This is a genomic window from Deltaproteobacteria bacterium (assembly GCA_020848745.1).
Classification (GTDB): domain Bacteria; phylum Desulfobacterota; class Binatia; order UTPRO1; family UTPRO1; genus UTPRO1.
The window spans coordinates 111,217-122,457 of the sequence record JADLHM010000025.1; the positions used below are offsets into that span (position 1 = coordinate 111,217).

General features: G+C 72.6%; 8 protein-coding genes. 4 read left to right on the forward strand and 4 right to left on the reverse strand.

The window, feature by feature from the left end:
* Positions 1 to 60: 60 nt before the first annotated feature.
* Together IT293_03950 and IT293_03955 are read right to left on the reverse strand one after the other, a co-directional pair.
* Positions 61 to 1,122 carry an alpha/beta hydrolase gene (locus IT293_03950; protein MCC6763795.1) on the reverse strand — a complete coding sequence of 354 codons (1,062 nt, stop codon included), beginning with the start codon at positions 1,120 to 1,122 and terminating at the stop codon, positions 61 to 63.
* Positions 1,123 to 1,270: 148 nt separating this feature from the next.
* Positions 1,271 to 3,103, reverse strand: a complete 1,833-nt coding sequence (locus IT293_03955; GenBank protein MCC6763796.1) for an AMP-binding protein — start codon at positions 3,101 to 3,103, stop codon at positions 1,271 to 1,273.
* Positions 3,104 to 3,516: 413 nt separating this feature from the next.
* On the opposite strand from IT293_03955, the gene IT293_03960 reads away from it, so the two are divergent.
* Both IT293_03960 and IT293_03965 read left to right on the forward strand, forming a co-directional pair.
* Positions 3,517 to 4,770, forward strand: coding sequence for a transporter substrate-binding domain-containing protein (locus IT293_03960; protein ID MCC6763797.1), 1,254 nt, complete (start codon positions 3,517 to 3,519; stop codon positions 4,768 to 4,770).
* 30 nt (positions 4,771 to 4,800) lie between these two features.
* Positions 4,801 to 6,360, forward strand: coding sequence for a hypothetical protein (locus IT293_03965; protein MCC6763798.1), 1,560 nt, complete (start codon positions 4,801 to 4,803; stop codon positions 6,358 to 6,360).
* Positions 6,361 to 6,376: 16 nt separating this feature from the next.
* Here the strand turns inward: IT293_03965 and IT293_03970 are convergent, their stop codons facing one another.
* Positions 6,377 to 7,084 carry a hypothetical protein gene (locus IT293_03970; GenBank protein MCC6763799.1) on the reverse strand — a complete coding sequence of 236 codons (708 nt, stop codon included), beginning with the start codon at positions 7,082 to 7,084 and terminating at the stop codon, positions 6,377 to 6,379.
* Positions 7,085 to 7,095: 11 nt separating this feature from the next.
* On the reverse strand, positions 7,096 to 7,902 hold the full coding sequence (locus IT293_03975; protein ID MCC6763800.1) for a hypothetical protein: 807 nt from the start codon (positions 7,900 to 7,902) through the stop codon (positions 7,096 to 7,098).
* A 132-nt stretch (positions 7,903 to 8,034) separates the two neighbouring features.
* Here IT293_03975 and IT293_03980 point away from each other — a divergent pair, with 132 nt between their 5' ends.
* Both IT293_03980 and IT293_03985 read left to right on the forward strand, forming a co-directional pair.
* Positions 8,035 to 10,086 carry a beta-propeller domain-containing protein gene (locus tag IT293_03980; GenBank protein MCC6763801.1) on the forward strand — a complete coding sequence of 684 codons (2,052 nt, stop codon included), beginning with the start codon at positions 8,035 to 8,037 and terminating at the stop codon, positions 10,084 to 10,086.
* Positions 10,087 to 10,589: 503 nt separating this feature from the next.
* Positions 10,590 to 11,237, forward strand: coding sequence for a carbonic anhydrase (locus IT293_03985; protein ID MCC6763802.1), 648 nt, complete (start codon positions 10,590 to 10,592; stop codon positions 11,235 to 11,237).
* The last annotated feature ends 4 nt before the right edge of the window (positions 11,238 to 11,241 follow it).

Below are 11,241 nucleotides of genomic sequence, written 5' to 3' on the forward strand. Positions count from 1 at the left end.
CCCGCGCGGCGGCCGGTTACGGCGAGGGATTCGCGAGCCAGCAGTCGTCGGGGGGGCGTCTCACACGACCGCGACCACGACCCCGCGATCGCGCAGCGTCGCGGCGATGTCGCCGCCGAGGAAGCGCGCGGCGGGCTCGATGCCGCGCACGTGCGCATCCATGTGCGCGAGGCCGAGGCCGCGGACGAACCGATACGCGCTGTCTGGTGCGCACAGCTCGCCGATCGGCTTGATGGCGCTCGCCACCTGATCGAAGATCGGCGGCGGCATCGTGCGGAAGAGCTCGTGAATCTGCTCGATCTGGTCGCAGAAGTGCATGTGGTCGGCGTTCTCGAGAACGACCATGCGCTTCGGCGACATCGTGCGCTGGTAGAGCTCGTGCATGCCGCGGAGCGGCAAGAGCGTGTCCGAGTCGGCGACGAGATAGAGCGTCGGCACGTCGCGGGCCCAGTCGAGGACGAGCGCGCGCTGCAGCGGCTCGGCCGGCAGCGGCGTCCAGCCGCCCGCCGGCGCGAGCGGCAACGCCGCGCGCACGCGCGCGTCGCGTCCGGCCACCATGAGCGTCGTCCAGCCCCCGAAGCTGTGGCCGCTCATGCCGATGCGCTCGGCCTCGATGGCCGGAACGCCTTCGACGCCCGCCAGCATGCGGTCGATCACGAAGCTCACGTCCGCGGGACGCGCCGGGATGAGCTCGGAGAGGGTCGCGCCCGGGTCCGGGATCGGACCGCCCATCTGCGCCGCCATCATCATCTGCACGACCTCGAAGATGGTGTTGCCCGTGTGGTCCATGGCGGCGACGACGTAGCCGTGGCTCGCGAGGTGCGTGCAGAGGAACGTCGACTGGCGGCGATGGGCCCCGAAGCCGTGCGAGAACGCGACCAACGGATACGAGCCGCCGCGCGGCCCCGCGTCGCGTACGGCCTCCTGCCAGCCCGGGGGAAAGCCGGGGATCAGCTCGTAGGCGTCGCGGGTCGCCTCGGCGAGGTCCTGCCCGCGATGCGCCTCGGTCGCGGGGTACCACACCTCGACGGGCAGGAGCCGATCGCCCCGGGAGGGGTCACTCCAGTTGAAGGTCCGGACGCCGACGGGAAGGGTACCGCGCGCGAAGGGATCGTAGGCCATGACGCAGTGAAGCCCGGAAGCGCGCGTAGATCAAGCGTCCGCGCCGCTCGAGTCACCGCCCGATCGGCATCGCGCTCGAGGCCCGAGGGTCGAACGGCCGTTCGCCGACGGTCGTGTCGAGCACGGTGCAGACCGGGGCGCAGGTCGGTCACCGATCGAGGAGCTCCAGCCGCTCGGCCTTCGCGAAGGTCGCGCGCAGGCCGTCGTAGTCCGCGACCGAAAACGGTTGATAGGCGCTCGACGCGCGGGTCCGCCAGAAGAGCGGCGCGTCGGGCAGCCGCTTTCGGCAGAAGTGCACCTTCTTCAGGTTGCGGACGAGGATCTTCGCCGTGTTGGTGTACTCGAACTCGTCGACGAGCCGGATGAAGTCGGGAAACCACTTCCGATCCATGCTGCCGCCCGTGATCTGCTGCTCGCAGTAGGCGAAGAACGCCTTCGGATCGAACGCCACTCCATCGCGGATCTTGAGCGCCGCCATGACGAGTTCGTCGGAGACCGAGCACGGCACGCCGTAGGCGGCGGCAAGCACCACGTCGGGGTGCTCCTGCAGGAGCCGCGCGACCTGGAGCGCCGAGAAGTTCTCGCCGTCCTTGCGGATCCAGTCGTCGGTGCGGCCGTCGAAATAGAGGAAGCGCTTGCCGTCGCGCGCGAGGACATGGCCGAGATCGCCCGAGTGATAGACGCCGTCGCGGTACTTGCTGCTGTTGGCGTCGGGATTGTCGAAGTAGCCCTGGAAGAGGCTGGTGTCGGCGGCGACGCGGCAGATCTCGCCGACCGCGTCGTGGTAGTTGAGGATCTTGCCGTCGGCGCCGAGCTCGGCGGGCGGACACTCCGCGCCCTTCTCGTTCAGAATCTTCACGGCGGGATCGGTGATCTCGCCGACCGAGCCGCGCGGGTCGCCCTTGCGACGGAAGGTCGAGATCGCGGCCTCGGTCGAGCCGTAGAGCTCGAACATGTCCTCGAGTCCGAACCACCTCATGAACTTGTCGATGTCGGGCGGCGCCGCGCCGTTGCCGACCGCGTAGGTGAAGCGGTTCTTCGGGTGGTTCGTGACCTCGGCCGCGATCTTCTTCTCGTCGCCGCCGTACTGCTTCGCGAGCGCCGCCAGCACGTAGTGCACGGGCTCCCCGACGTAGTTCCAGTTCGTCACCCCGTAGCGGAAGACGTCGGGCGTGAACTTGGTCGCGCTGAAGCGCTCGTTGATCCCGAGCGCGCCGCCGACCCAGAACGCCGGCATCAAGCCGATGAAGATCGAGTTCGAATGGAAGAGCGGCATGCAGGCGTAGCCGACGTCGTCCTGGCCGAGCCCGAGGTTCGTCGAGACGCCGATGCCGACCGCGCAGAGCTTCATGTGGTTGTTGTTGATGCCCTTCGGCAGTCCCGTCGTGCCGGACGTGTAGATGACCATGAGATTGCTCGTCGGCTCGACCTCGACCGCCGGGGGCTCGAGCTTCGCGCCGACCGGCCCCACTTCCTTCGCCATCACCGCGAGCCAGTCGCTGCCGGCGGGAAGCGACGGCGGATCGCCGGCGGCGCGCCCGCGCAGCACGAGGACGTTCTCGCTCGGCACCGTCGTGAGGAGGCTCCCCACCCGCTCCACCTCCGGCAGCAGGCGCTCGTCGACGATCAGCATGCGCGCACGCGACTGGTTGACGACGCCGGCGAGCGTCTCGCCGCGGAGCCCGGTGTTGATGCCGAAGAGCGTGTAGCCCGCGTACGCGCAGCCGAAGAGCAGCGACACGAGCTCGAAATGGTTCTCGAGCATCATCGCCACGTGCCCCGGCGCGGCGGCGCTCACGGGCTCGAGCCTGGCGCGCAGGAAGTGCGCGGTCCGCAGCGCCTCGTCGCGCAGCTGGCGATAGGTCCAGGTCCGGTCGTCCTGCATGAGGAAGACCTTCGGGCCGCACACCTCGTGCGCGGCGCGCGCCTCGAGCTGCGCATTGAGCGTGAACGACGCCATGAATTGGAGCGGTTCGGACACGGCACTCCTCCTTGGATGGCAACGGAAATGGCTGGGGACTATAGCCCTACGTTCGTCGGATACGCCACCCGACCCCACACCGAAATTGCGGAGGGAGCCACCATGTCCGGGCCCGTACTGCTGGTCGACGAGGAGGACGGCATCGTCACCCTGACGCTCAACCGCCCGCAGGCCCCTCGCGCTCGAGAGCGGCGCCGCGCGCGCCCACGCGCGCACGCTCAGCGCCGACGCGATCGCGGCGCGGCGGGCGGGCGTGCAGTCGCGCGGGCGCGAGCAGCACGGGTGACGCGCGGCAGCGGTAGGCGAGCGACGGACCGTACTCGATCGACGTCCCGGGACCTGCGCGCCCGTCGTCCGCGCGGGCGTCCGGCGGAGCGACGCGCCGAGGCCGATCGGCGTGCGCGGCGGCCCGCGTGACGCGCCGGGGTCGAACCGCCCTCGTCGCCTGCGCCGTCCTACTGCTGGCGACGAGCGGGTGCGCGGCGCGGCGGCCGGTCCCGGGCGCGGCGGCAGCGGCACCGCTCCGCGTCGGCACGAGCGGCGATTATCCGCCCTTCTCGCTGCGCGGCGCCGACGGCGCGTGGGACGGCTTCGACGTCGCCGTCGCGCGCGCGTACGCGGACGCCCGCGGCCGACGCCTCGAGCTCGTGCCGTTCCGCTGGCCCGAGCTCGCCGCCCGACTCGCCGCCGGCGAGTTCGACGTCGCGATGAGCGGCATCACCGTCCGCGCCGACCGCCTCCTCGTCGGCACGATGACGGTGGCGACCGCGCGTTCGGAAGCGGTCGTGCTCGTGCGCCGCGACGCCGTAGGGGCGGCGCGCGTCGATCGTGCCGGCGTCCGGATCGCGGTGAACCACGGCGGGCACCTCGAGCGCGTGGCGCGCACCCGGCTCCGCCACGCCACGCTCGTGCCCGTCGACGACAACCGCCGCCTCCCGGAGCTGCTCGCCGCGCGCGCCGTCGATGCGGTGGTGACGGACACGCTCGAAGCGGCGACCTTCCCGGCCGACGCGTTCGTGGTGGCGGCGCGCCTCAGCCGCGACCGCAAGGCGTACTGGGCCGCACCGGGGCGGGAGACGCTCGCCGCGGATCTCGACGCGTGGCTCCTCGCGTCCGAGCACGACGGCGCGCTCGGGCGCCTGCGAGACACCTGGCTCGCGGGCGCGAACGCACCGATCCTCGCGCCCGAGCTCGCCCGCGTCGTGGACCTCGCCGCGCGCCGCCTCATGCTGATGCCGGCGGTCGCGGCGGCGAAGCGCGCCGCCGGCACGCCAATCGTCGATCCGGCCCGCGAGGCCGAGGTCATCGCGCGCGCCGTCGCGCGGGCGCGCGCCGCGGGACTCGACGGCAGAGCCGCCGCGCGCTTCGCGCGCGCGCAGATCGACGCCGCCCGCGCCGTACAGGGAGCGGCGCGTCCCGCGTCCGCGCCGGCCCACGGCGCGCCGACCCTCGCCGCGCTCCGCCCGCGCATCGACGCGCTCGACGAAGCAACGGTCGCGGCGCTGGTCGCGGCGCGCACCGCGGCGGTGCGCGCGGACCACGCCGCGCTCGCGACGACGCTCCGCGCCGACGCGGACGTCGACGGCTTCGACGAGGCCCACGCGGGCGCGATCGCCGCCGCGATCGTCGCGCTCGTCGCGAGCCCCGCGGAGCAGATCGGGCGTTGACGGCCGCACGGCGCTCCGAGATGACGGAGCATGGCCGCCGCTTTCCCCCTCGCCGCTCGACCGACCGACGGTCGCACGTGGCGCGCGCGCCGCCGCGCGTGCTGCGCCGGAACGCTCGCGCTCGCCGCCCTCGGGCTCGTCGCCGCGACCGCGCACGCCGCCCCGAGCGCGCACCTCGACGCCACCCTGCGCCAGGTGCTCGCCGAGCAGGGATTCACGGGCACGGTCGGCCGGAGCCTGGAGCAGCGGCTCGGGCGCGCGATCGATCCCGCCCTCGCCGATCTCGGCCGCCTCCTATGGTTCGACAAGATCGGCGGGCTCCACTCGGACAATGCCTGCGGAGGCTGCCATGCGCCGTCGGCCGGCTTCGCCGACACGCAGTCGATCGCGATCGGCATCCAGAGCAACGACCGGGTCGGGCCGCGCCGCGCCGGGCCGCGCAACCAGCGCCGCGCGCCGACCGTCATCAACGCGGCGTTCTTTCCCGCGCTGATGTGGAACGGCCGTTTCTCGGCGCCCTCGGGGGATCCCTTCGACAACGCGCGGGGGTTCCTCTTCCCCGCGCCGGAGGGCGCGACGAAGTTCCCCGCCGCCGATCCGGTCGTCACGCACCTCCTGATCGCGCAGGCGCACATCCCGCCGACCGAGCTCGTCGAGGTGGCGGGCTTCACCGGTACGGCCGGCACGATCGGCCCCGCCTTCGACGCCTTCGACGACGGACGCGGCGGCGTCGTGCCGCCGCCCGACCAGAGCGGCTTCCGGAACGAGCCGATCCGCGCCGCGGTGCTCGATCGCCTGAACGCTTCGCCCTCCTACCGCAGCCGCTTCGGCGCGCGCTTTCCGAGCGTCGCCGGAGGCGGCCCGATCGACTTCACGATGTTCGGGCGCGCGATCGCGGAGTTCGAGTTCACGTTGGTGTTCGCGGATGCTCCGCTCGATCGCTTCGCGCGCGGCGAGCCGCGCGCCATGACCGCGAGGGAGAAGCGCGGCGCGCTCGTGTTCTTCGGCAAGGGGCGCTGCGTCGACTGCCACGCCGTCGCCGGCGCCGCCAACGAGATGTTCAGCGACTTCCAGAGCCGCGTCGTCGGCGTGCCCCAGATCGCGCCCGTCTTCGGCGTTAGCGCCGGCAACGTGATCTTCGACGGCCCCGGCAAGGACGAGGACTTCGGGCTCGAGCAGGTGACCGGCAGCGCCGTCGACCGCTACAAGTTCCGCACTTCGCCGCTCCGCAATCTCGCGCTGCAGCCGGCGTTCTTCCACAACGGCGCCTTCACGCGCCTGCGCGACGCGGTCGAGTTCCACCTCGATCCCCTCCGCCGGGCTCCCGCGTACGACCCGCGGCGTGCCGGGGTCGACAAAGACCTGCGCCTGCGGCTCGGGCCGATTCAGCCCGTCCTCGAGCGGCTCGACCCGTGGCTGCTCGCGCCGGTCGTGCTCACCAACCGCGAGCGCCAGGATCTCCTGGCCTTCCTCCGCCGCGGGCTCCTCGACGAGCGCGCCAGCCTCCCGGCGCTCTGCGCGCTCGTGCCGAAGACCGTCCCGAGCGGCCTCCCGACGATGCGCTTCGAGCGCTGCGGCGTGCCGCGCTAGATGGGGTCCGCACGTCTCACGGGCTCGGCAGCACGAAGACCACCGTCGGCTGCGCCTCCGCGAGCGTGCCGACCTCGGCCGGCACCGTCGCCGGCGGCGCGTCCCAGCAGAGGAGCGCCAGGTCGACGGGGGGCGGCACGCCGCCGGGCAGCGGGAAGGTCGTCGGCGCGCCGCCGGTCGCGACCGGGACGAGGCTCGCGGTCCGCCAGGGCGCGTCGCTGCCGAGCGCGCGCGCGGCCGAGGCGCAGGCGGCGCCGGCGTCGAAGCCGTCGAGCACGACGGTCACGGACCCGGCCGCGGCCGGCGACGCCGTGGGCGCCGGCGTCGCCGGCGCGCCCGTCGCCACCGGCGAAGCCGTGCCGGCGGGCGTCGGCGCCGCCGCGGTCGCGGTCGGCGAGGGGTTCGACCCGCCGTCGGTCGGCGTCGGGCTCCCGCCCGGGACGCTCGTGGCGGTGGCCGCGGGCGTCGCGGTCCGTGTCGGGGTCGGCGCCGCCGTCGGCGCGTCCGTCACCACGCTCACGCTCTCGCCGCCCGGCGCCGTCGCGTTCGGCGAGTCGCTGCCGCAATAGGTCACGCCGTCGAACTCGTCGCACGTCCCGTTCGCCCGCACGTCGTCGACGACGACGCTCTCGGAGGTGACGAGCCCCGTCGAGCCGCTGCCGCCGCCGCACGAGGCGAGAACGCCCGCGAGGGATGCCGCTACGATTCGTTGCCACGTCCGCATCGCCATCTCCTTCAGGCCACCGTCGCGGTGGCCAGCACGTTCATGAACGCGGTGTCGCGCGACGGCGCCGCCGCGAAACGCTCGCTGAGCGCTCGCAGCGCGTCGTCGAGGGCCGCGTGGAACTCGCCGATGCGGGCGCGCTCGACGTTCAGATAGTGGTTGCGCAGGTATGTGCCGGTCGGGGCGTCGGGAAGCGCGACGCGGTCGAGCAGTCCCTTCGCGAAGAGCTCGACGAACTGGCGCGCCACGGCGCGGCGCTCGTCGACGCCCTCCGCCTGCAGATGGCGGCCCTTCCGGCGCGCCTTGCCGGCACGGACCTCGACGAGGTCGTGCCGCTTCAGGGTCTCCTCGACGCGCTGATCGAGCGCCGCCTCTTCGGCGGGAGAGCGGCGCCGGCGCTTACCGTCACGCCGGAACTCGCGGCGCCAGCGTTCGACGGCAATCCAGTCGCCGTCGTCCGGGAGCGCCGCGATCGCGCGGCCGACGCGCACGGCGAGCGCGCCGTCCTCGACGTCGCCGACGGCGGGCGCCGCCTGGAAGGCGCGGTCGATCTCGCGGCTCACCGCGTAGACGATGCGGTCGCGCCAGAGCATCGCGAGGAGCGCCCGGGGATCCTCGCGCCGGAACGCCGCCAGGTGCCGCACCAGGTCTTCGCTCGGGAAACGGTCCCCCTTCTCGATGTAGCTCAACATCACCGGCTCGATGCGGCCGTCGAGCGCCTCCGTCGCGAAACGCCGCAACGACCAGCGCCGGCCCCGCATAACGCGGGTCTCGTAGAAGAGGTCCCCGATGGTGCGGCTGCTCTCACGTTCGGCCATGCGGGCCCTTTATCCGAGACGCCGCCGACCGTCGCGCGACATACCGCCTTGACATTCACTCATTTTGTGAAGTATACCCACATATATCGTGAATGCAACGCGGCGCCGGAATGCGCCGGGAAGGGAATCGCCATGCGACGACGGCAACACACGATGCTCGGGTTCCTGATGCTGGTCTCGGCGGCGTGCGGCGGCGGCTCGGGCTCCGCGGACGGCACGGACGCCCCCGCACCCGCGTCCGCCGCGCTGTCGCGCGCCGCCGACTGCGACGAGCTCCTCGACGCGATCCGCACCGATGCCCGCGCCAAGATCCGGGCGCAAGCCGACGAGGTCCGCATCGGCGGCTGGTACTACACGGAAGGCGGCGGCATCGGCTCCCCGACGCCCGCGAGCACCCCCGCCGCGGCGCCGACCCTGGCCCCGAACGGCGGCGCGCCGCCCGAGGCGACCGACACCAACACCCAGGTGCCCGGCGTCGACGAGGCGGACGTCGTCGAGATCGCCGGCGATCGGATCTACCTGCTCGGGAACGACGAGCTCTCGATCCTGACGGCGGTGCCACCGGAGGCGACGACGCTCGCGGAGCGCGTCCCGATCGAGGGCGCGCCGATCGGCATGTTCGTCGCCAACGGGCGGGCGCTCGTCGTATCGTCCGTTTTCGACGAAGACGGAACGCTCGGGGGCGACCGCCGCTGCGACACGATCGGCCCGCCCTTCCCCGTGCCCGGGCCCGCGAGCTTCTTCCCTCCCCTCACGGCGTCGTGCCTGTCGGTCTTCACCAAGCTCACGCTCCTCGACGTGCACGCGACGCCGGCGCGCGTCGTGCGCGAAGCCTGGATCGAGGGCGACTACGTCGCCGCCCGCCGGCACGACGCGCGCGGCCGCGTGATCGTGCAACGCGACTGGGGGACGCCCGTCGGTCTCGTCGACCCCTGGACCGTGCTGCCCTGGGCGTCCGGCGACCTGGCGGAGTTCCTGACCCGCGTCGACGCCTGGGAGTCGTCGGCGCTCGCCGCGATCGACGACAGCACGCTCGCCGATTGGCTGCCGACGGTGCGCGAGCGCGTCGGCGGAACGCTCACGGAACGGCCCCTCGCATGCGACCGGGCGGAGATTCCGCCGACGGCGCGGGCGCCGCAGGGCGCCACGTTGATCGTCGGAATCGACCTCGCGTCCGACGACGCGCCGCTCGCCGATACGCTGCTGCTCGGCGAAGCGACCGAGATCCACGCGAGCGCCGATACGCTCGTCCTCGCGCAACCGACCTGGCAGAGCGAGCCGCTCGCCGAGGCGGGCACCCGCACGGCGCTCCATGTGTTCGCCCTCGCCCCGGACGCGGCGGACGTCGTCTACCGCGGCTCCGGCTTCGTACCCGGGACGGTGCTCTCGCAATTCTCGCTCGACGTGCGCGACGACGTCGTCCGCGTCGCCACGACGTTTCAGCATACGGAGCGCGGAACGCCGGTCACGCGCCTCACCACGGCCACCGTCCGCGACGGCGCGCTCGTGATCCTCGGCGCGAGCGAGGACCTGGCGCCCGGCGAGCAGCTCCAGGCCGCGCGCTTCCTCGGCGATCGCGCCTATCTCGTCACCTTCGTCCGGATCGATCCCCTCTTCGTCGTCGACCTCGCGGATCCGGCGAACCCGCGCCTGCTCGGCGAAGTCGAGCTCCCGGGCTTCAGCCAATATCTGCACCCCCTCGACGCCGACCATCTGCTCACGATCGGGCGCGCCGGAACGGCGGGCGGTCAGATCACCGCCCCGGCACTCCGCCTCTTCGACGTCTCGGACCCGACCTCGCCGCGGCTCACCTCGACCTACGAGCTCCCCGCCAGCTCCTACAGCCCCGCCGAGCACGATCACCTCGCCTTCACGTTCGACGCGCGGCGCGGCCTCCTGGCGCTGCCCGTGAACCTCTACGACGCCGCAAGCCACGCGACGCTCGAGCTCTTCGACGTGGATGCGACGGCCGGCATCGCGCGGCGGGGCGTCGTCGACCACGGTGCGTCAGCCGAGGCGCCGTGCCCGCCGCTCTTCGCCTTCGAGGGACACTGCGCGGTCCTCGCCCGCATGCGGCGCGGCGTCTTCATCGGCGACGCCGTCTACTCGATCGCTACGTCGCAGGTCCAGGTGCACGCCCTCGACGACCTGACGGTGCCGCTCGCGACGGTGCCGCTGCCCTGACGCGCGAAGCTCGAGGCGGGAACGGCACGATCCACTTCGTTGGCGTGCCGGGTACGAAGGTGCCGTTCCCCCTCGATCCGATCCGTCCGCGGCGGAGTCCTTCGGAAGCGGTGGCCGCAGGCGGGCGGGTCGGGGCTGCCTTCTACGGTCGCCGGGATCAAGCCACCCAGCGCGTACGGCCCGCTGGTACCTCTCTGGCCTGCGCACGACGCGCGGCGCGGCTCCCCGAAGCCAGCCCCGACCCACCCACCTGCGGCAGCATCCCCCAATTCTTCGTGCGGCCGTCCACGTGCCGCCATCGAGTGCGTCACGGCGAGTCGGCGTATCGGCGCGCCCATCGCTCGGGCCGTGCTTCAACTTCACAGAAGGAAGCATCCCGGACCCCCCACCGCCGACACCGCAGGCAGACGGCGCGCGGCAGACCGAGGCTCCGGTGCATGATCAAACCGAGACACTACCGATCCGTCGCAATCGGCCGCGGGCTGCGCTAAGGCCGGCGGTCGATGGACGAGACGAAGCGGATCGAGCGCCTCTTCGCGAGCAACCGCCGCTGGGTGGCCGCCATGACCCAGAGCGACCCGGAGTTCTTCCGGACACGCGCCAAGCCCGCCGAGCCGCACTTCCTCTTCATCGGCTGCTCGGACAGCCGCGTCCCGGCCGATCAGCTGACCGGCACGACGCCGGGCGAGCTCTTCGTCCACCGCAACATCGCGAACCAGGTGTTCACGTCCGATCTGAACGTGCTGTCGGTGCTGCAGTACGCCGTCGAGATCTTGAAGGTCGCAAACGTCATCGTCTGCGGCCACTACGGTTGCGCCGGCGTGCAGGCGGCGGCGAGCACGGCGCCGCTCGGGCTCGTCGACAACTGGCTCGGCAACATCCGGAACGTGATGCGCTTGCACCGCCGGGAGCTCGACGCGATCGCCGATCCCGCCGTGCGCCTGCGGCGGCTCATCGACCTCAACGTGATCGAGCAGATCTACAACCTCTCGCAGACGCCGGTGGTGCAGAAGGCGTGGCAGGGAGGCGCGACGCTCCTGCTGCACGGCCTCGTCTACACGCTCGAGGAGGGCCTCTTGAAGGAGCTGGCACTCGGCATCGACAGCCCCGAGAAGGCCGAGGCGCTCGCGCACTCCGGCGAGCGCCGCTGACGCG

What these genes read in the sequence shown, in the direction of transcription:
- IT293_03950 (MCC6763795.1), bottom strand. Translation starts at nt 1,122, where the DNA reads ATGGCCTACGATCCCTTCGCGCGCGGTACCCTTCCCGTCGGCGTCCGG.
- IT293_03965 (MCC6763798.1), top strand. Translation starts at nt 4,801, where the DNA reads ATGGCCGCCGCTTTCCCCCTCGCCGCTCGACCGACCGACGGTCGCACG.
- IT293_03970 (MCC6763799.1), bottom strand. Translation starts at nt 7,084, where the DNA reads ATGCGGACGTGGCAACGAATCGTAGCGGCATCCCTCGCGGGCGTTCTC.
- IT293_03975 (MCC6763800.1), bottom strand. Translation starts at nt 7,902, where the DNA reads ATGGCCGAACGTGAGAGCAGCCGCACCATCGGGGACCTCTTCTACGAG.
- IT293_03980 (MCC6763801.1), top strand. Translation starts at nt 8,035, where the DNA reads ATGCGACGACGGCAACACACGATGCTCGGGTTCCTGATGCTGGTCTCG.
- IT293_03985 (MCC6763802.1), top strand. Translation starts at nt 10,590, where the DNA reads ATGGACGAGACGAAGCGGATCGAGCGCCTCTTCGCGAGCAACCGCCGC.